This is a genomic window from Thalassovita sp. (assembly GCF_963691685.1).
Taxonomy (GTDB): domain Bacteria; phylum Pseudomonadota; class Alphaproteobacteria; order Rhodobacterales; family Rhodobacteraceae; genus Thalassobius.
The window spans coordinates 2,161,641-2,186,972 of record NZ_OY829290.1; the positions used below are offsets into that span (position 1 = coordinate 2,161,641).

The following is a 25,332-nucleotide window of genomic DNA, read 5'->3' on the forward strand; positions in this document are numbered from 1 at the left end:
TCCGGGTGGCCGATGCGGATTTGAATGCCCGCTTCGCCGGCACCTACATGGCCTATCTGGCTTTTGACGCGGGCCCGTTTGCAGCACTTGATGCCGCCGAGGTCGAGGCCCTGCCGGAACCGGCGCGATCAGACCTGCAGGCGCGTTTGTCAGAGCCGCTCAATGATCTTTATGCGTTGGCTGAAGAGCGCATGGTCGAGGAGACCGATGATGCAAGCCACGCTGCCTGGCTGGCGGCCTTGGACCTGCTTGATGCCAAGGCAGCTGAGGCCGAGCTGTTCAAGTCGCCCGAAGTGTTGCGCTGGATTGAGGCGCTCCAGGCCCATGCCCAGGACCATCCCAATGTGGGCAAAACCAACAGCGTTAACGAGATCATCAAGACCGTTCATCGCGAATTGAACCTCGGCGAGGCAAAAGACTACCGGATCCCTGACAGCCAGAGCGCAGTTGCCCAAACCTTGCTGACCTTTGAAAGCAGCCACCGCCCCACGGATTTGTGGCACTTCGTGACGCCCGATTTCCGGCAGGCAAACCTGTGGTTCCAACTGCGCAGCGGCGACAATGCGGACATGGTGGCCGTTTCCGAAGCGGTCGATGCATGGATCGCCGAAAACCCGCCACCTGCCGCCCTGTCCCATGACTGGTTCGGGCTGACCTATATCAACGTCGTCTGGCAGCAGGAAATGGTGGCTGGGATGCTTACTGCCTTTCTGAGCAGTTTTGTCATCGTGCTGGCGATGATGGTGCTGCTGTTCCGCTCGGTGAGTTGGGGCATTCTGTCCATGGTGCCGCTGACATTGTCCATCGGGGTGATCTACGGACTGTTGGGGATTGTCGGGAAGGATTACGACATGCCCATTGCCGTGCTGTCTTCCCTGAGCCTGGGGCTGGCGATCGATTATGCCATTCATTTCGTTCAGCGCAGCCGCGCTCTCGAGGCCGCTACACTTAACTGGAAAGACGCCTTGCAGGGCGTCACCGGGGAACCCGCCCGGGCGATCTATCGCAATATCATCATTGTCGGTGTTGGCTTCTTGCCGCTGCTGTTGGCCCCTCTGACGCCCTACAACACTGTGGGCGTGTTCATATCGCTAATCCTGCTTGTATCAGGATTTGCGTCCTTGCTGATCCTGCCCGCTCTGATCACCTTGCTTCAGAGCTGGCTGTTTAACAGGCCTGCACGCGCCCGAACGGAGGCCGCTGAATGAAGCAGATTCTCATCACACTATTCGTCTTGATGTTTGCAACGCAGTTACAGGCACAATCTGCGCAGGACATCATGAACCGTGCCAGCGCCGCGATCTACTATCCTGGTGCCGATGTGCGCGGGGATGTCTCGATGACCATTGTCGACGATCAGGGGCGCAAGCGATCACGCTCTCTGGCACTGTTGCGGCGCAACGAGGGTGCAGCCAATGCCGATCAGCAGATGTATATCTATTTCACCCGCCCGAGCGATGTGAACCGCACGGCCTTCCTAGTTTGGAAGAACACGCGGGGGGCCGATGATCGCTGGATGTATTTGCCCGCCTTGGATCAGTTGAAGCGCATAGCGGCCAGCGACGAACGCACCAGCTTCTTTGGATCGCATTTCTTCTACGAGGATGTGTCTGGCCGGCTGCCCAACGAGGATAGGCACGAATTGGTCGAAACCAATGGCACCTATCACGTCATGCGCAGCACACCCCGCAAGGCCGGCAAGGTCGAGTTTGCCTCCTATGTGACCTACATTGAGCGCAACTCGATGATCCCGACACGGATGGAATTCTACAAGGCCGATGGTACCCTGTATCGCTTGATGGAGGTGCTGGCCGTAAACACCATTCAAGGGGTGCCCACGGTCACTCAGATCCGCATGACCGACAATGATATGGGCGGCAACACCACGCTGCGCTACCGCAATGTCAGCTATGGCAATGGCTTTGACAGCGATCTGTTTTCCGAGCGCTCCCTGCGGGCCCCGCCGATGGAGCACCTACGCTGATGCGTGCGCTGACAGCCCTTGTTCTGATCCTTGTTGCGGCGCCCCCGGCCTTTGCTGAGATACCAGCCCTGCCGCCGGGCTTGGGCGGCCAGCCTGAGCTGCCGCCTGGCTTGTGGGGGCAACCTGAGCTGCCCCCGGGCCTTGGTGGCGCGCCGGAACTGCCGGCCGGCCTTGATGGGGTCGACACATCTGGCCAAGTGGCAATCGAATTGGAGGAACCCAGCGCGATTTTCACGGGCTTTTTTGATCTGCGCTATGGGGCACGCACCCAAGATAACTCCCTGATGCCGCGAGGCATCCTTGGCGAAGGGCGGCTGCATCTTGAGGCCGGTTTCGGCACAACGATCCAGACCCGGCTCGCCTTCGATGTGGTGGGCGATGCGGTTTTGCTGGGCCAGTCTCTTGATCTGAATGCGGGCACTGGTGCGCTCGACCTGCGGCAGGCCAATGTCAGCTTTAGCCCAGTTGCCTCCGTGGACGTCAAATTGGGGCGTCAGATCCTTACCTGGGGCACCGGTGATCTGCTCTTCATCAACGATCTCTTCCCAAAGGATTACGAAAGCTTCCTGGTCGGTCGGGATATCGAGTATCTCAAGGCGCCGTCTGATGCGCTTAAGCTGTCATTCTTCAACGACATCGTGAATCTCGACTTGGTCTACACGCCGCAATTTGATCCCGATCGCTATGTCGATGGGGAGCGCCTGTCGTTCTTCAGCCCCATCGCGGGCAGCCAGATAGGGAGTACGGCGATTCCGGTTGCTCTGCCCGATGACAGCTTTTCAGATGATGAGTTGGCGCTGCGCCTGTATCGCACTGTCGCGGGCTTTGAGTTGGCCGCGTATTTCTACGATGGGTTTTGGAAAAGCCCTGTTGGCTATGACACGGCCCTGGCTGAAAACACCTTTCCGCAGCTACAGGTCATTGGCGCCAGCCTGCGCGGCCCCGTGGGCCCAGGGCTGCTGAATGTGGAGCTGGGCCATTATCACAGCAAGCAGGACCTTACGGGCTCTGATCCCAATATCCCCAACAGCCAAACCCGCTGGCTGATTGGCTACGAGATGGAGGTGGCGCGCGAAACCACCTTGGGCCTGCAGTATTATCAGGAAATACGGGATGATCAGGCAGCCTACCTTGCCGCTTTGCCAACAGGGATGACTGCGCGGCCAGAAACCCGCGATGTGATCACCGCGCGCCTGACCCGCAGCTTCCTTGACCAGCGGTTGACGGCCAACCTGTTCGTTGCTGGCAGCTCAAGCGACAAGGACGGGTATGTGCGCGCGGATCTTAGCTATACTGCCTCCGATGCGCTGCGCCTAAATGTAGGCATCAATCATTTCTATGGGGACAGCGAGCAGACGTTTTACGGCCAGTTTCAAGACGACAGTAACGCCTATTTCGGGCTTCACGTTGGTTTCTGACCGGTGCTGTAAGACGAATTCAAACCCGTCTAAACAATGCCAACAAGGCTGTCTTTTGTGCCGTGCAAAGACACCGCCACTCAGCGAGAGCCGCGCGTCGGTTCAGTTTGAAATTGTCTCGTGAGTAAAGGTGCCGTTCATGCAGTATGTCTTCGACATTTCGCAATGAAAGTCGAAATCGAACATACAGCATTACTAAAAGGCGGGAAATCTCAGGACTCGTTTTGAAATCGCGAAAAGGAGAGAGTTTTGTCTTTCCGTGACGCTACGAAACCGCTCTGCTCTTCAAAAACGAGGTTCCTCTGACAGGACCTGTCGCTCCGTCCGGTCAGCCTCGGGCAGGGCTTTTCTGTGTTCTGGGCCACGATTTTATGGGCGCTCCCACTTTCTACTTTCGTTCTTGTTATGTCCGGGGGAGGAAAATCGCCTAAGTGTTTGAGCAAATTATGTATTGCAATAGTTCAAAATCCCCCGCCTTTGCGGGCGTGCCGGTTCGAGTCCGGCCTTGGGTACCATATAAACCCCTGTTTTTCCTGTCGGAAATGCAGGGGTTTATTGTTTCTGGCGGGTGGTTCTCAAGATGATTGTCAGCGCTGGGAAATCACCTTAGCAAGGGAATAGAGCGCAACAAAGGGGATGGATCATGCAAGCGGAACGGTTGCCGGACGGGACGATCAAGCTTTCTGGGCCGGTGTGGCATGAGATCTTTGCTGAGGAGCGGCGGCTGCCCTGGGCGCGGTGGTATCGTCAGATGCATGCCGACCATGGCGCGCCTAGCTATCTGCAAGCAGCTGAGGCGCTGGAAGCTTTGGGTGAGCCTGATTGATCAGCTGAGGGGTGGTGAAGGTAAGCCTTTGCGCAACGCCCCGACGAAGCCCGGATGCCGTTTTCCAAACATGGGCCAAATGATGGCCGCGCGGCGTCAAAGGGGGGCACGCCCCTCCTTTCGGGAACGCGAGGCCCCGAATCAACTCGAAATGCGGCCAGATTTGGCCTGGTTTTCGTCAAATTGATTCGAAAATCCCCCTCAGATTGGTTCTAGCCAAGGGAATAGTGTGGGGCTAATCCTTCAAATTTCGGCCTATTTACCTACAAATTGGAACCAATCGGCACAAATTTGTCATTTTGCTCGGCAAAAATTTGACGCGACCTTCCGACAGGGCGGTGTTCACGGTCTGGAAACAGTTGTGCAACTTTTGGGTGTCACATAAGGCGAATTAACCACGATTTAGCCGAAAAAACGCGAATTGTTCCGCATTGCGGAATTAAAAATCGGGGAAATCTGCGGGAAATTCCCCGATCTGTGATCAATCTTCGCAGCGGATTTGACGAAATTAGACGGAATATTGGCGAGATGGCGGCCCGCATCCCTTTGTCTGGCGCAATTACTTAAGTATGTATTAAGGAGCCCAACTGGGGGGCGACGTCTGCTGGCTGCGGGGGCGGCCAACGAAAACACTGTTGTGCATTCGAGAGAATGTGAGGCACTGCCACTTGTGTTGATCCTGCTAGATCAATGCGAATGGGAGAACCGGTTGCGACCGTTGCGGCCGGGCGTTTGAGTTATGCCCACGCCTTTTTTGATGTCACAGCATTATTGATTTGGCTTTTGGCGCGCTTCGGGTGCGCCGCGCGCCTTGGGGTAACCCCCGCGCGACATGAAAGAGGGTTGAGATGGCAAATTTGGTTCTCGATTGGTCCTTGTTTGGCTCCTATAATTCGGCGCTTGCCGCGTCCTCAACCGTTGATACCGGCGGTGTAGACGTTACGGTGGGGTTCACTGGCATTGATGATGGTGCAGAGGCCTTCATCATGAGTACAGACACTTACGTGGCTACGGACGATCCGTTCGATCCAAACTCGTCCCTCAAGCTGCTGGGGAATGGCGGCGATGAGGACGGCGTGTCAGATACATCTGTCGTCACGATGGACTTCACTTCCAGCAATGAACTTTACACAGACAATGTACAGAACGTTAGCTTTCGCTTGAACGATCTGGATGGGGGCTCTGATCCTTTCAATGCAGGTGGTAGCCATCTCGATGGCATTGAGATCATCGCCTATGATGCTGATGGCAACGAGGTTCCAGTAACTATCACGCCAGGGTCCGATATTGCAGTTGCAGGTGGCACTGCGACGGCAGCCGGAGGCAGCTGGTCAGCGACAGACGCGGAAGCCTCGGCACTGGTGCAGATCACCGGCCCGATTTCCAACATCGAAATCCGCTATTCCAATGGCGGCGACGACGAACAGCGCGTGTTCATTTCTGACGTCCATTTTGAGACCGTGGATGTTGGTGATCCGCGCGGCGAACGCGACGGGATCGTTTGGGGCACCGAAGATGATGACGTCATCGATCTTGGGTACACCGGCGACAACGACGGTGATATGGTTGATGCCGAAGATAATATCTTCCCTGAAAATGAAGATAATGACGATGTGATCCGCGCACTTGATGGGGATGATATGGTGATTGCCGGTGAAGGCGATGACGATATCGAAGGCGGAGATGGTTCGGACACCATTTTTGGCGAAGATGGATCAGACCTGATTGTCTCTGGCCCCGGGGCGACTGATGGCGCTTTGCCAGATCTGGGATATCCGGGCATCTATCCGTCGGACGAAGATCCTGAAAATGACCGCGACTTTGTTGATGGGGGCGATGGCGCTGATACCATCATGACGGGCGACGATGCCGACACCATTTATGGCGGCGCGGGATCTGACCTGATCGACGGCGGTATCGACGCGGATGAGATCTATGGCAACAGCGGTAGCGACACCATCATCGGCGGCGAAGGATCTGACACGATCAACTCTGGCTCCGGGAATGACCTGATTTATGGGGGGCTGTCGCCAGAATTTCCCGATGCAGTGAATATTCCTGATGCCTTTGATTTGGTGCCGAACAACGGCATGGATGTCATCAACGCCGGCTCAGGAAATGATACAGTTTTCGGCGCTGACGACGATGATGTGATCGGTGGCGGCTCAGGGAATGACTACTTGGATGGCCAGATCGACGAAGACACGATTTATGGCGGTGTCGGCAACGACACCCTGATCGGTGGCGATGGCGCGGATGAGCTGTATGGCGGTGGCGATGCGGATACGATTTCCGGTGGCGCGGACCGCGACAGCATCGTGGGCGCTGATGCGGGTGATGTGATCGATGGTGGCTCTGAAGGCGATGACTGGGACACCCTGGATCTGTCGGACTCTGGTCGGTTCCGCTTGACTGATCTGGTGACGGACAGCGATGGCAATGGCTTTGACGGTACCGTTGAGTTCCTGGGCGATGATGGTGAGGTGACCGGGACGGCGACCTTCACCAACATCGAAGACATCGTGCCCTGCTTCACCCCCGGCAGTCTGATCGCGACGCCGAAAGGACAGCGTCGTGTTGAGGATCTGCAGGAAGGTGACAAGATCATCACCCGTGACAATGGCATCCAGGAAATTCGCTGGGTTGGCCAGAAGCGCATGAACGGCATCGATCTGGCCCGTCAGCCCAAGCTGCAGCCGGTTCTGATCCGCAAAGGTGCCCTGGGCAACGGCCTGCCGGAGCGTGACATGATGGTCAGCCCGAACCACCGGGTTCTGGTCACCAATGAGAAGGTGAACCTCTACTTCAATGAGACCGAAGTTCTGGCCTCGGCGAAGCATCTGGTGGGTCTGGACGGCATCCACAAAGTGAACGTGGTGGGCACCACCTACATTCACTTCATGTTCGATCAGCACGAAGTTGTGCTGTCGGATGGCTCCTGGACCGAAAGCTTCCACCCGGGTGACTACACCCTGAAGGGCATCGGCCGTGACCAGCGTGATGAAATCCTGACCCTGTTCCCTGAACTGAAGGAAAAAGAAGGTCTGGACAATTATCAGGCGGCCCGCCGCTCGCTGAAGAAGCATGAGGCACAGATCCTGACCCTCAAACGCTAACCAATTTGGTTTGCAGCGCGCGGCCAGCGTCACCGCTTGGCCGCGCCGGAAGAGGAATAGGGGGCTGTTCCTTTTCCCAAATTCCCGTCTCCCCAGCCTGTGTGTGATGACCTTCAGGTCGTGTTTTGGGCTGCTGGGGAGGCGGTTTTTTCGTTTTTCCCCCTGTTGACCCGGCTTTGGCCGCGCGAAGATGCAAAAGCGCCGCCAACCTGTCCATCTTTTGCCTAAATGATTGGGTCTATTCGGCCACAATTCCAGGATCTTGCGGCTTAAATGGCGCGAGGTCCGGCCGTATTCAGAAGTATAGGCATGAACCATAACGAGCAGATCATAATGCCAGACCAGCACATTTCCCCCGCGGCCCCTGTGGTGCGCGTGCGACAGCTGTTGCGCAGTTCTGTGATTGCCACGGGACAGGGCGCATAATGGACGGATCATTTTTCATCTACGGCAATGACCTGCTGGCAGCACCGGCTCTGGCGGCCTCGCCTGGGCAGTTGGCTGTGTCTGGGGGCGCGGCGCTGTTTGGTGCCGGGCAGGTGGTTGTGCTGCAGGTTGTGGATGCCGCGGATGATGGCAGCTTTACCGATGCGACCACCATCACAGGTGTGACCGTCTATGCCAGTCATGAAGATTACTTAGCGGCGACAGTGCTTTACAGCTACAGCGGTGTGGCCACAGTCAGCACGGATCCCGCTGCGATGGGGGATGTCTATCTGGCGCTGGACCTGTCTGGTTTGACCTCGGCCGATGGGGGCGCACCTATGCTGTCTGACGTTCTGATCGCGCCGGGGGCGGATCTGACCGGGCAAAGTGACGCGATCACTTTGCCGCATCAGCAAGACCTTGATGAGGCCGGACCGGGTGTGGCGGATGGGCTGTTCGATCTGGCCGCGGCGGAACTGGCGTACCAAGGCCCCAGTGGCGTGCAATATGTGATCGAAGGCACCTCAGGCGATGACGAAATGGGCTTCGATCTGGAGCCTGACGCAGATGGCGATCGCCGGGATTCCAATGATGCGGCTGATGGGTCAAACGATGATGTGTTCCGCGCAGGTGCCGGAAATGACACGGTTTTTGCCGGTCACGGCAATGATCTGATCGACGCCGGTCATGGCAATGACAGCATCCTGGCCGGTGAGGATGATGATACCATCTACGGCGGTGCAGGCGATGACACCATCCGTGCCGATGAGGGCGCTGACCACATCTATGGCGGTCACGGCAATGACAGCATCGAAGGCTTTGACGGTACCGATTACATCGTTGGTGGCGATGGCGATGACTGGATGAACGGCGACCGCGGCTCGGACACGATGTTCGGCGGCGCGGGCAATGACTGGATGCGCGGATCCTTCGGCAATGAATGGATGGAAGGCGGCACCGGCAATGACTTTATCTGGTCCGGCTATGGCGATGACACCATTCGGCTGGAAAACGATTTTGGCAATGATACCATTGAGATGGAAGGCATTGATGAAGTCACCGGCGACGTTCTCGACCTGACCGCGATCACCGATGATTTGGTAGTGGATCTGACCCATGGCCTAGAAGGCTGGGGTGCGATCAGCGATGGCACGTATACGGCCACTTTTGAGGATGTCGAAAACCTGCTGTTGGGCAGTGGCAATGACACCGTGCGGCTGGGCGATTTCAGTGGCGCGGATGCGGTCGTTGGCTTCCGCCTGCCCACGCTGAACCCAGATGGCACCTATAGTGTTTATGACCGCTTTGATCTGTCTGCCATGACCGATGAGGGCGGTGAGCCCTTGGGCGATGGTGATCTGCGCATGCAGATGGCTGATGATGGCAGCGCGATGCTGTTGTTCCCGAAGGCAGAGAGCATCGTCCTTGTTGGTGTCACCCCAGATCAGCTGTCTGACCCGGCTATGTTGGAGGCGATGGGCCTGCCAAGTCTGGCGGGCACGGTGCCCACCTCAGACGGGGTGATTGACGGCACAGCGGGCGCGGATGTCATCGATGTGGATTACACCGGCGACGGTGATGGCGATCGCATTGATGCCGGTGACGGAACCGGCGGCGCTGGCCCGGATGATGATCTGGTCGAAGCAGGCGGTGGCGCTGATCAGGTCACTGCCGTTGCCGGGTCAGATACGGTTTACGGCGAAGCAGGTGATGATACCCTGCTTGGTGGCGACGGCGATGACGTGCTGCACGGTGGCGCGGGGCTGGACAGTCTGGTGGCCGGGCAGGGCAATGACACGCTTTATGGCGGCGATGACGCGGATTGGCTGGTCGGTGGCGGCGGCTACAGCTGGCTGTATGGCGGTGACGGCAATGACGGTTTCCGCGTTGGCGATGGCGATTTCGCGCTAGGGGAATCCGGCGATGACTGGTTCCACATCCAATATGACAGCCTGGCCCCCGATGTGGAGATGACCGTCATTGGCGGTGAAACCGGCGAAAGTGCGGGCGACCGCCTCAAAATTCTGGGGCCGGCCACGATCACCTATGATCCGGTGGATCCCGAGGCGGGCACAGTTGTCTGGGCCAATGGCGCGGTGCTGCATTTCTCGGAAATTGAAAACATCAGTCAGGTGTCCTGCTTCACCTCGGAAACCCGCATTCTGACCACCCGTGGCGAACGGCCCGCTGGCCAGCTGAAGGTTGGCGATCTGGTGATGACGCGGGATTATCATTTCCAGCCGATCCGCTGGGTGGGGCAACGGCGTCTGACCCGGCAGGATCAGATGACGGCGCCCGAATTGCGCCCAGTGCATATTCCGGCTGGGACCTTGGGGGCAGGGGTGCCGCAGCGTGATCTGCTGGTGTCACCGCAACACCGCATTCTGATCTCGGGGCCGGAGGTGGCGCTTTGGTTTGGTGAGGATGAGGTGCTGGTGCCGGCCATTCAGCTGACCTGCCTGGACGGGGTCGAACAGCGTGCGGCGGCACCGGTGACCTATATCCACTTCATGTTTGATCGCCATCAGATCGTGTTGAGCGATGGCGCCTGGAGTGAAAGCTTCCAGCCCGGTGATCTGACACTGGCGGGCATGGATCAGGCGCAGCGCGACGAACTGCTGGCGCTATTCCCGGAAGTGACCGTCGCCGAAGGCTATGATGCCGCGCGACCCACATTGAGCAGCCGCGAAGTGCGGGTTCTGTTTTCTTAACGTCCGCCCGCCTTGGCGCGCCAATCTGCCCAGGCTTCAGGCGTGTCCAGATCGGTCAATGCATTCTGCCCCGGCAAGGGCACCAGTTGGACCTGACCGGCATAGGATTTGACCACAGACCGCGCGCCTTCATCGCCAGTGAGTTGCCGCAGACCTGCAAAGCATTCGCGCGGGAAGATCACCGGGTGGCCCGGTTTTGCAGCGCTGCTGGCGCCTCTTGTGATCTGATCCGACTGGTGTTCCCCCCAAACCTGCGCCAGATCTACGGCGCTGAGGTCTGGCATATCCGCAGGCAGGATCATCACATCGCTGATGTGGTCGGGCAGGGCTGCAATGCCTGTCGCTAGCGAAACGCCCATGCCCTCCGCCGCATTTGGCACCGGGATAGCACGCACGCCTTCGGGCAATAATGCAGCCCGGTCATGGGTTTTACTGGGAACACAGGCGAAAACCTGCAATCCGCAGCTAAGCGCCTTGTCGCAGTTGAGGCGCAGCAATGCGGTGCCCCCGATCTGTTCCATGAGCTTATCGCGCCCCACACCCATCCGGGAGGAGGCGCCTGCCGCCAGGATCAGGATTGCCCGGCTCAAAGCTTGCCGATTTTCAGCTTGGTGACCCGGTTGTCCTGCCGTTCGATCACCCGGAAGCGGAAGCCGTGGAAGGAGAAGACCTGACCAACCGTCGGGATCATCTGGGCCTCATGAATGACCAGACCGGCGATGGTGTTGGCCTCATCATCGGGCAGGTTCCATTCCAGCGCGCGGTTCAGGTCGCGGATGGTCATCGCGCCGTCAACCATGAACTGACCGTCCTTGGTCTTCTGCGCCATATGTTCGGCTTCGTCATCATATTCGTCAGTGATCTCACCGACGATTTCTTCCAGAATATCCTCAAGGGTAATGAGCCCCTCGAGCGAGCCATATTCATCCACCACCAGCGCAAAATGGGCGCGGCGGCGCAGAAACTGGCGCATCTGATCGTCCAGCGTGGTGGTGTCTGGCACAAAGTAGGGCGGGATCGCGACGGATCCGATGTCAAAGTCCTTCAGCCCGCCGGCCTCTGGCCCGAAGGCGCGTTTGTGGATGGCGCGCAGCAGCTCTTTGGCATGGACCACGCCGATGATGTTGTCAGGGTCGTTGCGCCACAGCGGCAGGCGGGTGTGCGGGCTGTCCATACACTGTGCGACGATGGTTTCAGGATCATCGTCAGCATTGATCATTTCGATCTGACTGCGGTGCAACATGATCTCATCCACCGCGCGGTCGCCCAGATCCAGCGCGCCAAGGATGCGGTCACGGTCTTCTTTTTCCACAACACCTTCGGAGCGGCCCAGCTGCAGCGCGCCGGCGATTTCCTCACGCACGGCAAGAATGTGGCTGTCGGGGTCGGTTTTGACGCCAAATACCCGTAAAACTGCACGCACCAGCCAGCGCACCGCGCTAACCACCGGGGCAAAGACGGTGATCACTATGGCAATGAAGGGCGATGCCTTGGCGGCGGCCGCTTCGGGGTTGGTGATCGCGTAGGTTTTCGGCAGCACCTCCGCAAAGATCAGCACCAGAAGCGTCATGACCAAAGTGGCCAGCGCCACGCCGCTTTCGCCCAGCAGCCGTGTGAACAGCGCCGTGGCGAGGGAGGTGGCAAGGATGTTCACCAGGTTGTTGCCCAGCAGGACGGACCCGATCAGCCGTTCATTGTCTTCGGTGATCCGCAAGGCCCGTGCGGCACCGCGCGATCCCTTATCCGCCTGGCTGCGCAGCTTGCCCCGGGAGGCCGCCGTCAACGCGGTTTCCGAACCTGAAAACAGTCCTGACAAAACCAGCAGGAACAAAATTGCCCCGGCTGTGGTCCAAAAGGCGCTATCGATGACAATGGCGCTGTCGTCCATGTGAAGAGATCCCCGATCTATCCTGCGTTAGGCAAATCCCATACGCTCTAACCGGTTATGGGGTGGTGAGCGCCCCCGTTCAAGGGGCATCAGGGCGCGCGGGGCGGCATTTTCACTCTTCTGCCAGCGGATGGTGTTCCAGCACCAGCTCTTTCAGGCGATCTGCCAGCACATGGGTGTAGATTTCCGTGGTAGCCAGATCAGCATGCCCCAGCAGGGTTTGGATCACCCGAAGGTCAGCGCCATTGGATAGCAGATGGGTGGCAAAGGCATGGCGCAGGGTGTGTGGCGTGACGTTTGACGGGCTGACGCCGCCACGCACGGCAAAGTCCTTGATCAGCTGGAAGAACCGGTGCCGGGTCAGATGCCCCAGCTTGCCGGTGCTTGGAAACAGGAACAGGCTGTTCGGTGTGCCCTTTTCCTGCCGCGCCAGGGTTTCCTTGGCATCGCGTTCCAAAAGCCATGCCGCCAAAGCATCCCGCGCAGGCGGCGACAGCGGCACGATCCGTTCCTTGCCGCCCTTACCTTTGATCAGCAGCACCCGTGGATCCCCCCGGCAGGCGCTGACAGGCAGTGAGACAAGTTCACTGACCCGCATGCCGGTGGCGTAGAGCAGCTCCATCAGGCAGGTGTTGCGCAGCCGGGCCGCGGTGCCCTGCGTGTCACAGCGCGCCGCTGACAGCAGGCGATCCACCTCTTCCTCGCTGAGGGTCTTGGGCAGTTTCTTGCTGCGGCCGGGACCGGAGATTTGAATTGCCGGATTGTCGGTGCGCCAACCTTCCTCAAAGGCGAAGCGAAACAGCTGTTTGATCGATGACAGTCGCCGCGCCCGGGTGGAGGTGGACAGCCCCTCGGCCTCACATTCGATCAGATAGCTTTCGATCTGATCGCGGGTGACCGTTGCAAATGTCTGCTGCGCGGCCTCCAGAAACTGGCTGAAGCCCAGCAGATCCCGGCCGTAGGCGGCCAGCGTGTTTTCCGCCGCGCCCAGTTCAGCCGCCTTTGCCTCCAAAAAGGCGGAGATCCAGTGTGACATCGGATGATCAGTCGCCATCAGAACCCCCGCTCCAACAGAAGGGCCTGCAGCGCAGCCTGACGCGCGGTGTCTTCCAGACCCATGGCACGGAAGGTGGCCAGCGCGATGGGCAGTTCGCGGATCTCACCTGCGATGGCGCGTTGATAAAGCAACATCGCGCGCAGGATCACCTCGCCCAGGCGGCGGTCCGCCATGTCCGGGGCAAACACCTCTGGCAGGGCCAGACCTGCAAAACCCTGCACAATCGCGCGCTCCACATCGCTGCGCGCCTGAACAGATCCCGGCTGACCTTTGGCCAGCGCGGTCAGGAAGGCCTGATCGGGCAGGATGTCGCCCAAGGTTTGCGCTGCGGTCTCGTAAGACGGCGACAGCAGTGCCACGTGATAGGCCAGCTGTGCCGCATCGCCGGTGAGCGGCAGTTTGATCAGCTCCTCAGCGTAGAGCTTGGCAAAGGGCACCTCCAGCCGCGCCACCTGCATGGCGGTGAAAGCTTTGGGCAGGGTCCGGGCGACCGCGCTGGCATCGCGTGCCTTCAGTGCAATATCGAACCGTTGCACCGCATCAATCCGGTCCCAGATCCCGCCCGAGGCCGCAGGCAGCCGCTCTGAATAGATGCCCAGCAGCCGATTTGGTGCCAGTGCCCCGGTTTGGGCCAGACGTTCCGCCGCCTCAATCTTGGCCTTCCAGCCCACCGTGCCGCGCAGATCCGCTACCGCAAAGGCGCGGGGCAGCGGCGCTGTTGGCAGCGCTTCCCCCACCGCTTCGCGCAGGCGGAAGATCAGCGGCGACGGACGTACGGGCGGATGCGGCAGCGGGTCACCTTCAAACAGCTCCGGATCCAGGAACAGCTGCAACAGCGCCATTTCCTGTTCGCTCACCAGCCCCAGCGCATCGCCGGTGGCCAATGTTAGCGCCGCGGTGTTCCAATCGCCACTGCGCGCGGTGCAAAAGACCCGCGCCGCATAAGACGGGCTTAGGTGCGGCGCCCCCATCAGCTTATCACAGGCCAGATCTTCGTCACCGGTCAAGAGCGTGGCGTCAAACCAGCGTGAAAACAGCGGCTTGTCGCCGGCCCCTGTGCGATCCAGCAGGGCCTGCACAGCCTCAACCGCGCCCAGTTCCAGCAGGGCATCCAGACGGCCCTGTAGCAATAGACTGCTGTTGGTGGAATCCGCTGGCGCTTCGGCCTCAGCCAGCAGGAGCGTGTAAAACAACGCCTGCATCGAAGGCAGCGCCGTCACCTCTTGCGCGCGCAACAGCTCAATCAAGGAAGTGGTCGCGGAATACTGCCACAGATCTGCGGGCAGGCCGGTCACCTTTGAAGACAGGAGGCCCACCGCGTCATTGGTGACCTGACCCAGCGGCGCAACCGCCACATCAGGGATCATCGCCCCCTCAGACACCGGCGGTTCGCTCAGCCGGTCAGCATCAATCACGGGCGCGGTCACCGGATCGTTCAGCCAATCGATGGCCGACAGGGGTTCCTGCGCCTCAGCGGCTGTTGTCATGGCCAGGGTTACCCCCAGCGCTGTCGTCAGCCAAAGCCGCCGCTGTTTAGCCCGCATCCAGAATCACCTGTTGTCGGATTTCCTCCTGGTTGGGGGAGAAGTCAGCCCCCAGCCACGGCCCGATATAGGCGTAGGCCACCAAAGCCACCGCTGCCACCACCGCTAAGATGAAAAGCCATTTAATAAGACGCCCCATAGTCCTGCTGCCCGTTGTTGATGATTTTCTTTCACTTATAACTGGCCTTTTTCGCAAGATCACGTCATTCAGACGGGAAATCGAAAAAACGGCAGAGGTTGGCCGAAGGGCGGGGCATCATGGCGTGGAAGCTGAAGAAAACGGTTGTGCTGGTGGGCATGATGGGGGCCGGAAAAACGGCTGTGGGCAAGGCCTTGGCGGCCAAGCTTGGGGTGCCTTTCCTCGATTCGGATGCTGAAATTGTCAGTGCGGCGAACATGGAAATCGCTGAGATTTTCAACCGCGACGGCGAAGCCTTCTTTCGCCAGAAAGAAACCCAGGTGATTGAGCGCCTGTTGACCGCGGCGCCTTGCGTTCTGTCAACCGGCGGCGGTGCCTTTCTGGCCGAGCGGAACCGGGAAATGATTTCCGAAAAAGGTGTGGCGGTCTGTTTGAAGGCGGATCTGCAGCTGCTGTGGAACCGGGTCAAACATAAGGACACGCGGCCCCTTCTGAAGACTGAAGATCCCTTCGCAACCCTTTCAGAAATATACGAAAAACGCGCCCCGATCTACGCGATGGCGGATCTGAAGGTTCCGGTGGAGCCAAGCTATTCCATTGAAATGACCCGTGACAAAGTTGTTGAGGCGCTGGTGACGCGCCCGGATGTGTTGGAGATGCCGAAATGACCGCTGTGACCGTTGAAACCGTTCATGTTCCGTTAGGGGATCGCGCTTATGATGTGCTGGTTGGTCCCGGTCTGATTGCGCGGTCGGGTGAGTTGATTGCGCCGTTGCTGCGGCGCCAAAAAGTTGCGGTGATCAGCGATGAAAATGTTGCGGCATTGCACCTTGATGCATTGAAGTCCGGGTTGCAAGCGGCTGATATTGATATGGTTTACCTGCAGTTGCCAGCGGGGGAGGCCACCAAAAGCTGGCCGCATTTCGAACGTGCGGTGGAATGGCTGCTGGCGGAGAAGATTGAGCGCAACGATGTTGTCATTGCGCTTGGCGGTGGTGTGATTGGCGATCTGGTGGGCTTTGCAGCCGCAGTGATGCGGCGTGGCGTGCGTTTTGTGCAGATCCCGACCAGCCTGCTGGCGCAGGTGGACAGTTCGGTTGGTGGCAAAACCGGTATCAATGCGCCGCAGGGCAAGAACCTGATCGGAGCGTTCCATCAGCCTTCGCTCGTGTTGGCCGATACCGAAGTGCTGGGCACGCTGACCAAACGGGATTTCCTTGCCGGCTACGGTGAGGTGGTGAAATACGGGTTGCTGGGCGACGCGGCGTTTTTTGACTGGCTGGAAGCCAACGCCGAAGACGCCGCCGCTGGGGACATGGCCAAGCGGATTTACGCGGTCAAACGCTCGGTCGAGATGAAGGCGGATATCGTCGCGCGGGACGAGACTGAGCAGGGCGATCGTGCGCTGTTGAACCTGGGTCATACCTTCTGCCACGCGCTGGAGGCGGCGACGGGCTATTCCGACCGTTTGCTGCACGGTGAAGGGGTGGCCATCGGCTGCGCGTTGGCGTTTGAAGTGTCCTCGCGCTTGGGCCTGTGCAGCCAGGAAGATCCCAGCCGAGTGCGCGAACACCTGTCCCGCATGGGTATGAAGGTGGATCTGAAAGACATCCCCGGTGATCTGCCGGGTGCTGAGGCGCTGATTGATCTGATGAGCCAGGACAAGAAGGTCATGGATGGCAAGATTAACTACATCATGGCGCGCGGCATCGGGCAGGCCTTTGTCACATCTGAGGTGGATCGCGCGGTGGTGAAATCAGTTCTGGAAGAAGCGCTGGCGGCGCGCTAATCCGCCGGTAAAGATCCTGGAAAGACCCGATAAAGATACAGCGAAAACACCTGTTTTCTCTGGCTGAAATTCGTTTATCAGGCCCTCTTGTCCCGCAAGGAGAGGCCCAGATGAGACGTTCCGAACTGCTGATGCCCGCAGGCAATCTGCGCAAGTTGAAAATGGCTGTGCTCTATGGAGCTGACGCCGTTTACCTCGGCACGCCGGATATGAGCCTGCGCACCAAGTCGCAGTTTTCGCTGGAAGAGGTGATTGAGGGCGTTGCGTTTTGTCACGCCCACGACAAACGCGCCTATCTGACGCTGAACCTGTTCAGCCACAACAAAGACGTGCCGAAGCTCGATGAGTACATCGAAACCATCCGCAAGGTGCAGCCCGACGGGCTGATCATCGCGGACCCCGGCGTCTTTACCTATGTTAAGAAACACGCGCCGGAAATTCCGCTGCATATTTCGACCCAGGCGAACGTCTGTTCCTGGCTGTCGGTGGATTTCTGGCAGTATCAGGGCGCCGCTTTGGTGGTTCTGGCGCGTGAGGTCTCCTACCCCGAACTGGCCGAAATTCGTGAAAAATGCCCGGATGTGAAGCTGGAAGCCTTCGTGCATGGCGCCATGTGCATGACCTATTCGGGGCGTTGTCTGCTCAGCAATTTCATGGCCGAGCGCGGCGCCAATCAGGGCAATTGCGCCAACTCCTGCCGCTGGAACTATCAGGTGCGGATGCGGCTGAAGGACGGCACGGTTGAGGACCTGAATATCACACCGGAAAATTCAGATATGTTTGAATTTTTGCTGGAAGAGGGCTGCCGCCCAGGGGAGCTGATGCCGATCGAAGAGGATGGCCGTGGCAGCTACATCATGAACTCCCGCGATCTGTGCATCATGCCGAAACTGGATGATTATCTGAAGATCGGCGTGGATTGCCTGAAGGTCGAAGGGCGCGGCAAATCCGAATACTACTGCGCCATTGTGGCCCGTGCCTACCGCATGGCGATTGATGCCTATTACGCCGACCCCGCGGGCTGGGATCCGAAACCCTATATGGCGGAGCTGGAAACCGTCGGGAACCGCGGTTACACGCTGGCCTTCCATGAGGGGCGGCTCACCAATCATGCGCATAATTATGAACACACCGCCGCCATTGCCCAGTGGGAATACGCCGGGGTGGTTGTCGGGGTGGAGGCGGATGCCTTCCTGATTGAGGTGAAAAACAAGCTGGAAGCGGGCGATGTGTTGGAGTTCGTCTCCCCCATCGCGCGGGACACGGTGCTGCTGCGGATGTATGATTTTGAAGAGGCCGCGACAGGCGCGCGCAAAGAGGTCATTCATGGCTCCACCAAGACGGTGATCCGGGTGCCCTTTGCCCTGTTTGATCATGAGGACACCGACTGGCTGCGCGCGCAGTTTCCAGAATACACCGTGATGCGCAAAGAACGCGCCCTGACGGATGAACAATGGGCCCGGATCAAACTGGATAAGGTGGTGCAGGGGATCGAAAGCTCGGGCAAAAACCGCCCCAAAGCCTATGACCGGTCACGTGACAAACTGGTTGATGCCATCGGGGAAGGGGCCGCGGAACGGCGGCACAAAACCAACCGCGTTGGCGTCGAAGGCTGCTGCGGCCGTGGCTGCAACGGCTGCCTGATGTTCTGGCAGGATCCGCAGTATGAAAAAGCACGCGCGGAATTGCTAACCCGCAAACAGGGCGCGCAGCTGAGCCGGGCTGAGGCCAAGGCGCTGAAATTGCCCGCGGCGGAGTAGAGTGATGTTCGAGTGGTGATTAAGGTCGGCTTTGAGCCCAAAGTGCCGAACTTCTGTATTGCAGCTAAGGTCTGCTTTCCTCTTTCTTGAGCTCAGCTCCCTTTACATGCGAAGGTATTTCGAGAACCACCATTGAGGCTAATCTGTGCTCAAGAAATTTTTGTTAGTAGCTTTATCTTCCATTTTCGCCGTGGCGTTGGTCATCATAGGGCTATTGATAGGGCTATTGTTTTGGTCATCCGGCGAAGCGTTCCGTGGCGCAACTTTCAACAAAGAAGAATGGGCGGCAAATGGGGAATGCGAAGCAAACACTGATGATAGCTGTTCTCAGCAACGCCAACGATGCCCTCGTGGGGCAATGGTTCAGGACCTACGACAAAATTTCTTGCATAACCGAGAGACATCTAAGTCCGAGGTTGCAGAGTTAATCGGCGAGCATGACACCATCGTCGTAATTGGCGGCGAACAATGCGAAGCTCACTATTTGGGTATGTGCAGCGCGATGTCTATAGATGGTGACAGCCTGTATGTTTGTTACGATCAGAACGACACCATAGATCGATCAGGCTACATTAGACACTGACAGGCTGATCGCCAAATCGGACTTTCAAATATGGTACGTCAATGGCAGGAAAGTCCGCTGATGGTCCGTTTATAGCGAATTAGCGATAGGAAGTACTGCGCCCGGTCACGGTACTAAAAAAACGCCCACACCATTCAAGGCGCGGGCGCTCCAAATTCACAATCTCTCCGGCGCTTAGTCGGCCAGTTTCACCAGTGCGTGGCGTTTCTTACCGGCGGAGAGCTTGATCGGCTGCGCAAGTTTGGCGGCGTCGACCATCAAGCCTGCATCGGTCAGGTTTTCATCGTCCAGCTTGGCGCCGTTTTCCTTGATCAGGCGTTTGGCGTCTTTGCCGGATTTGGCAAGGCCCGATTTCACGATCAGCTGCACGATGGAGATGCCATCGCCCAGATCCGCGGCGGAGAGCTCCAGCGTGGGCAGGTCATCACCGACACCGCCTTTTTCAAAGACCTCACGTGCGGTTGCTTCGGCAGCGGCTGCAGCTTCTGCGCCGTGGCACAGGGTGGTCACCTCATTGGCAAGCACCACCTTGGCGTCGTTGATCTCCTGACCTGCCAGCGCGCCGAGGCGTTCGCATTCCTCGACCGGCAGTTCGGTGTAGAGCTTCAGGAAGCGGCCGACGTCGGCGTCAGTGGTGTTGCGCCAGAACTGCCAGAACTCATAAGGGCTGAGCATATCGCCATTGAGCCAGATCGCGCCGCCTTGGGATTTGCCCATTTTGCGCCCATCCGAGGTGGTCAGCAGGGGTGAGGTCAGGCCAAAAATCTCATTTTCCAGCACGCGACGGGTCAGGTCGATGCCGTTGATGATGTTGCCCCATTGGTCCGAGCCGCCCATCTGCAGCAGGCAGCCGTAGCGGCGGTTCAGCTCCAGGAAGTCATAGGCCTGCAGGATCATGTAGTTGAACTCAAGGAAGCTCAGCGATTGTTCACGGTCCAGACGCGATTTCACCGATTCAAAACTCAGCATGCGGTTGACTGAGAAGTGGCGGCCAATGTCGCGCAGGAACTCAAGGTAGTTGAGGTTATCCAGCCACTCGGCGTTGTTCAGCATCACCGCGTCTGTGTCGCCGTCACCGTAGCTGAGGTATTTGGCAAACACCTGCTTCATGCCGTCGATGTTGGCGTCAATCGCCTCTGGCGTCAGCAGCGGGCGTTCATCCGCGCGGAACGACGGGTCGCCCACCTTGGTGGTCCCACCGCCCATCAGCGTGATCGGTTTATGGCCGGTCTTTTGCAGCCAGCGCAACATCATGATGTTCAGCAAATGACCCACGTGCAGTGACTTTGCCGTGGCGTCATAGCCGATATAGGTGGGCACCACCCCTGCGCAGAGCGCTTCGTCAAGTGCCTGATAATCGGTGCAGTCAGCGATAAAGCCGCGCTCCATCATGACACGCATGAAATCCGATTTGGGGTGGTAGGTCATTGCTTTTGTCCCTTACAGCTTTGCGCCCGTGTGTATAAGCTGCATCTACCCAAGGGGGAAGGTGTGAATTTGCACCCTTTCAGGGGTTTTGCAGTGAGGGCTGTGAGGGGCGAATGCAGGAGCAGGCAAAAGACGCGCCGATCTGGGCGCTGGGGGCGATGTCAGGCACGTCATTGGACGGTGTGGATGCGGCGATGTTGCAAAGCGACGGCCATGCGATCCTGGGTTTTGGCGACAGTGGTTATCGCGCCTACTCCGATGCGGAGCAGGCGGTTCTGCGCACAGGGCTAGGGCGCTGGCCCGGGGAGGCCGGCGTTGCGGAGGTGGCGGAGCTCTGTGTGCAGGCCCATGCTGAATTGCTGGCCGGGTTTGAGGGCGCCGCTTTGGTGGGCTTTCACGGTCAGACCCTGGCCCATGACCCCGGCGGGCGTGGCACCCATCAGGTGGGCGATGGTGCAGCATTGGCGGCGCGTCTGGGGCTGCCGGTGGCCTGGGATTTCCGCTCGGCCGATGTGCGTCTGGGCGGGCAGGGCGCGCCGCTGGCGCCGTTTTTCCATTTCGCCTGCGCCAAGTGGATCGGGGCGACGGCGCCTTTGTGTTTTCTCAATCTCGGCGGCGTCGGCAACATCACATGGGTTGATCCGCGCAAATCCTCCCCGGAGGAACCCGGCGCGCTGCTGGCCTTTGACACCGGCCCGGCCAACGCGCCGATCAATGATCTGATGCAAGAGCGGCGCGGCCTGTCCTATGACAAGGACGGCGCTTTGGCGGCGCAGGGCGAAGTGGTTGATGGCGCGTTGGAGCTGTTTCTGGATGATGCCTATTTCCCCAAGATCCCACCAAAGTCGCTGGATCGCGATGCCTTTGCCGACATGCTGGATCTGGTGCGGGAGCTGGGTGATGCGGATGCGGCGGCGACGATGACCGGCATGGCCGCCACGGCAGTGATGCTGGCGCTGGATCATTGCCCCACCAAGCCGTCACAGATCCTGGTGACGGGTGGTGGGCGGCACAATCCGGTGATGATGCAGATGTTGCAGGCTGGGATCGATTGCCCGGTCAAACCGGTTGAAGCTGTCGGGCTGGACGGTGATATGCTGGAGGCGCAGGCCTTTGCCTATCTGGCGATCCGCGTCGCCAAAGGATTGCCGACCTCCAGCCCCGAAACCACCGGCGTCTCGGCGCTTGTTGGGGGCGGCACGGTCAGCCACCCAGGCTGATTGCGCGGGAACCGGCGCTTTCATCGTTCCCAAAATACTCTGGGGTGAGCCGCAGCGCGGCGAGGGGCAAAGCCCCTTGATCCCTCAAATGCTGAAGCCCCTCAAATCCTGACAAACTGATCAACCAGAACAGCTGGCGCCGCCCAAGACGCAGAACTTGGCGCAATGGGGGTGGTTCAGGGCAACGTCTGCCTCAGCCTCGGCCAGGGTGGTGCCCATTTCAAACTGTTCGTCATAGGGCAGCAGGGTGCAGCTTAACACCGTGGGGCTGGCGGCGCCTTTGCGTTTCACCACCATGCGGGAGGAGGCGCACATCACGCTGTCGGGCGATTTGTTCAGGATGCCCCAGCAGGCCTCGGTGATTTCGGGCACTTCGGCGCTCATGTCCATTTCGGGAAACAACACACATTGGGCCGGATTGTCCGCATCGATCTTATAGCCGCGTGCCTTGAAGATCGCGGCATAGCCTGCGCGGGCGGCGGCATCGCTTTCATGCCAGAGCGCCCGACCAGCAATGGCCATCTGCACATTGTTGTCCCGCAGGAAATCCATGCCGGTCAGGGATTTCTCAAAGGCGCCATTGCCGCGTTCGGCGTCATGCGCCTCCACATCCCAGTGATCCAGCGAAATCCGCAAGGTCAGCTTGCCAGGGAAGGTGGTGTTCAGCCGCACCAGACCTTCGCGCACGCGTTTCCGCATCATCGGCATCATCGCATTGGTGAGGATCAATACCTCATAGCCCCGGCGCAGGGCCGCTTCGGTCATTGCCAGCATATCGGGGTTCATAAACGGCTCGCCACCGGTGAAGGCAATTTCGCGCACATTCCAGCGCCGCTCTTCCAGCTGGTTCAGGTAATCCTCAACCTCGGCCACGGTCAGATAGACCAGCGCGTCATTTTTGGGCGAACTGAGGATGTAGCAATTGGCGCAGGTGATGTTGCACAGCGTACCGGTGTTGAACCACAGCGTATCGGGGTTGGACAGGGCAACATGGGCGCGGGCCTGCCCGTCAGCGGTCAGCCGGGGGTCAATGAATTTGCCTTCATTGGCGACAACCGTTTGGGAATCCTTCATTTCGCCCTCATCACTGCGTCTTGGTCGGACCTTACATGCCACGTTTCGCCAGCGAAAGGGCGTCACATATGGCTGACGCCATTGTGATAATTCAATTCAGCGACGATAAATGGATTGAATGCTAGACTGTGGCGCAGGGATAAAGTATCAGAGCGTCGATAGCGCTAACATACTCACAATTAGCTTGCTGGCTTTCGCAGGTTGGCAGGCGCTGACAAGGATAGTTTCATGGTCTCGCGTGTCATCCCAGTCGATCCCTTTGATCTGGTCATTTTTGGCGGAACCGGGGATCTGGCCCGCCGCAAAATTCTGCCTGCCCTGTTTCGCCGGTATTGTGCTGGCCAGATGCCCGAGGGGTCGCAGATCATCGGCGCCGCGCGCTCGGACATGGATGATGCGGCGTTTCAGAAACTGGTGAAAGACGCGCTGGCCGAATTTAACCCCGGCCCAAAACCGGATGCCGATCAGCTGAAGGGCTTTCTGGCTGCGCTACATTACGTCAAAGTTGACGCGATGGGCACCGATGGCTGGAAAGAACTGGCCGGTAAAATGCGCGAAGGCAAAGTGCGCGCCTTCTACTTCTCGGTCGCGCCCAGCCTGTTTGGCGCTTTGGCAGAGCGGCTGCACGGCAATGGGATGGTTGATCCGGACACGCGGATTGTTGTGGAAAAACCCTTTGGCCGGGATCTGGAAACCGCCAAGGCGCTGAACACATCGCTTGCCGCGCATTTTGACGAAAGCCAGATCTACCGTATTGACCACTATCTGGGCAAAGAAACCGTGCAGAACCTGATGGCGATCCGGTTTGGCAACATGCTGTTTGAACCGCTGTGGAACAGCCAGTATGTGGATCACATTCAGATCACTGTGGCGGAAACCGTCGGTGTGCAGGGGCGGGGTGAATACTATGACCGCTCAGGCGCGATGCGGGACATGGTGCAGAACCACCTGATGCAGCTTTTGTGTCTGATCGCGATGGAGCCGCCGGCGAAGTTTGACCCCGATGCGGTGCGCGATGAAAAGCTGAAGGTGATCCGCGCGCTGGATCCGGTGGAGCCGGGCGACATTGTGCGCGGCCAGTACAAGGCGGATGGGGAGCGCACGAGCTACCTCGATGATGTGCATAACGACCAGTCCAAAACCGAAAGTTTTGTGGCGATGAAGGTGCATGTGTCCAACTGGCGTTGGGCCGGCACCCCGTTCTATCTGCGCACCGGCAAGCGGATGAAGGCGCGCGCCAGTGAGATCGCCGTGGTCTTCAAAGAAACCCCGCATTCGATTTTTGATGAGGATGCCGGCCGTCACCGCAACACCTTGTCGATCCGGCTGCAGCCCAATGAGGGCATCGATCTGGATGTGACCATCAAGGAGCCGGGGCCGGGCGGCATGCGTCTGGTGGACGTGCCATTGGACATGACCTTCTCCGAGGCTTTGGGGCCCGAGGCTGAGGTGGTGACAGATGCCTATGAACGGCTGATCATGGATGTGATCCGGGGCAACCAGACGCTGTTTATGCGCGGCGATGAGGTGGAGGCCGCATGGGATTGGACCGATCCGATCATCGACGGCTGGGAAGCCCGAGGCGACCGCCCTGAAAGCTATGACAGCGGCAGCGCTGGACCTGAGGATTCATTGGCCCTGATGCATCAGGATGGCCGCCGTTGGAGGGAGATCCGCTCATGAACTTTGTTGAATATCCTGACCGCGATATGTTGGCGATCGATCTGGCCAACAAATTGGCGGGCGAACTGGCCAGCATTCTGCATCACGAAGATCGTGTGACCCTTGTGGTGCCGGGCGGCACAACGCCGGGGCCGATTTTTGATGATCTCTGCGCTGCTGATCTGGATTGGGGCAGGGTTGACGTGATGCTCAGCGATGAACGTTGGGTGCCTGAGGATCATCCGCGCTCCAACACCAAACTGGTGCGTGAACGTCTGTTGACAGATCATGCCAGCGCCGCCTCCATGGTGCCGCTTTATGCCGAGGCCGACGCGCCAGAGGATATGGTGGCCAAATTGGCGCCAGCGATTGAGCCGAAACTGCCGATCTCGGTGGCGCTGTTGGGGATGGGGGCGGATATGCACACCGCCTCGCTGTTCCCACGTGGCGACAACCTGCGTTTGGCGCTGGACGCCCATGCGCCTATTCTGGTTCCGATGCGCGCCGAAGGTCTGGAAGAACAGCGGATTTCACTGTCGGCTCATGTGCTGCGTGATGCGATTAACCTTCACATCGTTATCATGGGCGAAGATAAGAAAGAGGCGCTGGAACGGGCCCGTCACCTGCCGGCAGAAGAGGCCCCGGTGCGCGCCATTCTGGACAATGCAACGGTGCATTGGGCACCGTAACAGCCACTGAACAACCTG

General features: G+C 58.9%; 20 protein-coding genes, 1 tRNA gene and 1 pseudogene. 14 read left to right on the forward strand and 8 right to left on the reverse strand.

Features of this window, described 5'->3' with window-relative positions; all coding sequences use genetic code 11:
- Positions 1 to 5 precede the first annotated feature (5 nt).
- From ACORLH_RS10565 to ACORLH_RS10575, 3 genes are read left to right on the forward strand one after another with little or no spacing between them, the layout of a single operon-like run.
- Positions 6 to 1,208, forward strand: a complete 1,203-nt coding sequence (locus ACORLH_RS10565) for an MMPL family transporter (protein WP_321832636.1) — start codon at positions 6 to 8, stop codon at positions 1,206 to 1,208.
- Entirely contained in the window at positions 1,205 to 1,984 is a 780-nt protein-coding gene (locus tag ACORLH_RS10570) for an outer membrane lipoprotein-sorting protein (protein ID WP_321832637.1), read from the forward strand. The genes ACORLH_RS10565 and ACORLH_RS10570 overlap by 4 nt, the downstream gene beginning before the upstream one ends.
- Positions 1,984 to 3,402, forward strand: coding sequence for a DUF1302 family protein (locus ACORLH_RS10575; protein ID WP_321832638.1), 1,419 nt, complete (start codon positions 1,984 to 1,986; stop codon positions 3,400 to 3,402). The genes ACORLH_RS10570 and ACORLH_RS10575 overlap by 1 nt, the downstream gene beginning before the upstream one ends.
- A 133-nt stretch (positions 3,403 to 3,535) precedes the next feature.
- Here ACORLH_RS10575 and ACORLH_RS10580 read toward each other — a convergent pair.
- Positions 3,536 to 3,613: pseudogene (locus ACORLH_RS10580) on the reverse strand (IS6 family transposase); the annotation flags it as partial.
- Between the two features lie 214 nt (positions 3,614 to 3,827).
- On the opposite strand from ACORLH_RS10580, the gene ACORLH_RS10585 reads away from it, so the two are divergent.
- The 4 genes from ACORLH_RS10585 (at position 3,828) to ACORLH_RS10600 (ending at position 10,481) form a co-directional block, all read left to right on the forward strand.
- Positions 3,828 to 3,917: transfer RNA gene (locus ACORLH_RS10585), tRNA-OTHER, on the forward strand.
- A gap of 128 nt (positions 3,918 to 4,045) precedes the next feature.
- The gene (locus ACORLH_RS10590; RefSeq protein WP_321832639.1) at positions 4,046 to 4,228 is read left to right on the forward strand and encodes a hypothetical protein; all 183 of its coding nucleotides are present in this window, start codon (positions 4,046 to 4,048) and stop codon (positions 4,226 to 4,228) included.
- Between the two features lie 848 nt (positions 4,229 to 5,076).
- Positions 5,077 to 7,344, forward strand: a complete 2,268-nt coding sequence (locus ACORLH_RS10595; protein ID WP_321832640.1) for a Hint domain-containing protein — start codon at positions 5,077 to 5,079, stop codon at positions 7,342 to 7,344.
- Between the two features lie 425 nt (positions 7,345 to 7,769).
- Positions 7,770 to 10,481 carry a Hint domain-containing protein gene (locus ACORLH_RS10600; RefSeq protein ID WP_321832641.1) on the forward strand — a complete coding sequence of 904 codons (2,712 nt, stop codon included), beginning with the start codon at positions 7,770 to 7,772 and terminating at the stop codon, positions 10,479 to 10,481.
- Here ACORLH_RS10600 and ACORLH_RS10605 read toward each other — a convergent pair.
- From ACORLH_RS10605 to ACORLH_RS10625, 5 genes are all read right to left on the reverse strand, one after another.
- Positions 10,478 to 11,071, reverse strand: a complete 594-nt coding sequence (locus tag ACORLH_RS10605) for a nucleotidyltransferase family protein (protein WP_321832642.1) — start codon at positions 11,069 to 11,071, stop codon at positions 10,478 to 10,480. The genes ACORLH_RS10600 and ACORLH_RS10605 overlap by 4 nt on opposite strands.
- Positions 11,068 to 12,369: an HlyC/CorC family transporter gene (locus tag ACORLH_RS10610; RefSeq protein ID WP_321832643.1), complete on the reverse strand. Its 1,302-nt coding sequence runs from the start codon at positions 12,367 to 12,369 to the stop codon at positions 11,068 to 11,070. Before ACORLH_RS10610 ends, ACORLH_RS10605 begins: the two co-directional genes overlap by 4 nt.
- Before the next feature lie 112 nt (positions 12,370 to 12,481).
- On the reverse strand, positions 12,482 to 13,423 hold the full coding sequence (locus ACORLH_RS10615) for a site-specific tyrosine recombinase XerD (RefSeq protein WP_321832644.1): 942 nt from the start codon (positions 13,421 to 13,423) through the stop codon (positions 12,482 to 12,484).
- Entirely contained in the window at positions 13,423 to 14,970 is a 1,548-nt protein-coding gene (locus ACORLH_RS10620; RefSeq protein ID WP_321832645.1) for a hypothetical protein, read from the reverse strand. Before ACORLH_RS10620 ends, ACORLH_RS10615 begins: the two co-directional genes overlap by 1 nt.
- On the reverse strand, positions 14,960 to 15,109 hold the full coding sequence (locus ACORLH_RS10625; protein WP_165590027.1) for a hypothetical protein: 150 nt from the start codon (positions 15,107 to 15,109) through the stop codon (positions 14,960 to 14,962). Before ACORLH_RS10625 ends, ACORLH_RS10620 begins: the two co-directional genes overlap by 11 nt.
- 98 nt (positions 15,110 to 15,207) lie before the next feature.
- On the opposite strand from ACORLH_RS10625, the gene ACORLH_RS10630 reads away from it, so the two are divergent.
- The 4 genes from ACORLH_RS10630 to ACORLH_RS10645 all read left to right on the forward strand — a co-directional run bounded on the left by ACORLH_RS10630 (position 15,208) and on the right by ACORLH_RS10645 (position 19,241).
- Positions 15,208 to 15,777, forward strand: coding sequence for a shikimate kinase (locus tag ACORLH_RS10630; protein WP_321832646.1), 570 nt, complete (start codon positions 15,208 to 15,210; stop codon positions 15,775 to 15,777).
- On the forward strand, positions 15,774 to 16,898 hold the full coding sequence (gene aroB, locus ACORLH_RS10635) for a 3-dehydroquinate synthase (protein ID WP_321832647.1): 1,125 nt from the start codon (positions 15,774 to 15,776) through the stop codon (positions 16,896 to 16,898). Before ACORLH_RS10630 ends, aroB begins: the two co-directional genes overlap by 4 nt.
- A gap of 110 nt (positions 16,899 to 17,008) precedes the next feature.
- Positions 17,009 to 18,658: a U32 family peptidase gene (locus ACORLH_RS10640; RefSeq protein WP_321832648.1), complete on the forward strand. Its 1,650-nt coding sequence runs from the start codon at positions 17,009 to 17,011 to the stop codon at positions 18,656 to 18,658.
- A gap of 145 nt (positions 18,659 to 18,803) precedes the next feature.
- Positions 18,804 to 19,241, forward strand: a complete 438-nt coding sequence (locus ACORLH_RS10645; RefSeq protein ID WP_321832649.1) for a hypothetical protein — start codon at positions 18,804 to 18,806, stop codon at positions 19,239 to 19,241.
- Positions 19,242 to 19,415: 174 nt separating this feature from the next.
- Here ACORLH_RS10645 and tyrS read toward each other — a convergent pair whose 3' ends face one another.
- The gene (gene tyrS, locus ACORLH_RS10650) at positions 19,416 to 20,669 is read right to left on the reverse strand and encodes a tyrosine--tRNA ligase (protein WP_321832650.1); all 1,254 of its coding nucleotides are present in this window, start codon (positions 20,667 to 20,669) and stop codon (positions 19,416 to 19,418) included.
- 113 nt (positions 20,670 to 20,782) lie between these two features.
- On the opposite strand from tyrS, the gene ACORLH_RS10655 reads away from it, so the two are divergent.
- On the forward strand, positions 20,783 to 21,889 hold the full coding sequence (locus tag ACORLH_RS10655; RefSeq protein WP_321832651.1) for an anhydro-N-acetylmuramic acid kinase: 1,107 nt from the start codon (positions 20,783 to 20,785) through the stop codon (positions 21,887 to 21,889).
- Between the two features lie 120 nt (positions 21,890 to 22,009).
- On the opposite strand, the gene ACORLH_RS10660 is transcribed toward ACORLH_RS10655, so the two are convergent.
- A complete protein-coding gene (locus ACORLH_RS10660; protein ID WP_321832652.1) occupies positions 22,010 to 22,963 on the reverse strand; it encodes a radical SAM protein in 954 nt (317 codons plus the stop codon).
- Between the two features lie 228 nt (positions 22,964 to 23,191).
- Between ACORLH_RS10660 and zwf the strand changes: the two genes are divergently transcribed.
- Both zwf and pgl read left to right on the forward strand, forming a co-directional pair.
- Positions 23,192 to 24,646 carry a glucose-6-phosphate dehydrogenase gene (gene zwf, locus ACORLH_RS10665; protein WP_321832653.1) on the forward strand — a complete coding sequence of 485 codons (1,455 nt, stop codon included), beginning with the start codon at positions 23,192 to 23,194 and terminating at the stop codon, positions 24,644 to 24,646.
- Positions 24,643 to 25,314, forward strand: a complete 672-nt coding sequence (gene pgl, locus ACORLH_RS10670) for a 6-phosphogluconolactonase (RefSeq protein WP_321832654.1) — start codon at positions 24,643 to 24,645, stop codon at positions 25,312 to 25,314. The genes zwf and pgl overlap by 4 nt, the downstream gene beginning before the upstream one ends.
- The last annotated feature ends 18 nt before the right edge of the window (positions 25,315 to 25,332 follow it).

Bases quoted from the DNA above. Each gene is read 5' to 3' on its own strand.
- ACORLH_RS10590 (WP_321832639.1), top strand. From the start codon at position 4,046: ATGCAAGCGGAACGGTTGCCGGACGGGACGATCAAGCTTTCTGGGCCG.
- pgl (WP_321832654.1), top strand. From the start codon at position 24,643: ATGAACTTTGTTGAATATCCTGACCGCGATATGTTGGCGATCGATCTG.
- ACORLH_RS10655 (WP_321832651.1), top strand. From the start codon at position 20,783: ATGCAGGAGCAGGCAAAAGACGCGCCGATCTGGGCGCTGGGGGCGATG.
- tyrS (WP_321832650.1), bottom strand. From the start codon at position 20,669: ATGACCTACCACCCCAAATCGGATTTCATGCGTGTCATGATGGAGCGC.
- ACORLH_RS10615 (WP_321832644.1), bottom strand. From the start codon at position 13,423: ATGGCGACTGATCATCCGATGTCACACTGGATCTCCGCCTTTTTGGAG.
- ACORLH_RS10610 (WP_321832643.1), bottom strand. From the start codon at position 12,369: ATGGACGACAGCGCCATTGTCATCGATAGCGCCTTTTGGACCACAGCC.
- ACORLH_RS10600 (WP_321832641.1), top strand. From the start codon at position 7,770: ATGGACGGATCATTTTTCATCTACGGCAATGACCTGCTGGCAGCACCG.
- ACORLH_RS10620 (WP_321832645.1), bottom strand. From the start codon at position 14,970: ATGCGGGCTAAACAGCGGCGGCTTTGGCTGACGACAGCGCTGGGGGTA.
- ACORLH_RS10570 (WP_321832637.1), top strand. From the start codon at position 1,205: ATGAAGCAGATTCTCATCACACTATTCGTCTTGATGTTTGCAACGCAG.
- ACORLH_RS10660 (WP_321832652.1), bottom strand. From the start codon at position 22,963: ATGAAGGATTCCCAAACGGTTGTCGCCAATGAAGGCAAATTCATTGAC.
- ACORLH_RS10595 (WP_321832640.1), top strand. From the start codon at position 5,077: ATGGCAAATTTGGTTCTCGATTGGTCCTTGTTTGGCTCCTATAATTCG.
- ACORLH_RS10625 (WP_165590027.1), bottom strand. From the start codon at position 15,109: ATGGGGCGTCTTATTAAATGGCTTTTCATCTTAGCGGTGGTGGCAGCG.
- ACORLH_RS10575 (WP_321832638.1), top strand. From the start codon at position 1,984: ATGCGTGCGCTGACAGCCCTTGTTCTGATCCTTGTTGCGGCGCCCCCG.
- ACORLH_RS10640 (WP_321832648.1), top strand. From the start codon at position 17,009: ATGAGACGTTCCGAACTGCTGATGCCCGCAGGCAATCTGCGCAAGTTG.
- aroB (WP_321832647.1), top strand. From the start codon at position 15,774: ATGACCGCTGTGACCGTTGAAACCGTTCATGTTCCGTTAGGGGATCGC.
- zwf (WP_321832653.1), top strand. From the start codon at position 23,192: ATGGTCTCGCGTGTCATCCCAGTCGATCCCTTTGATCTGGTCATTTTT.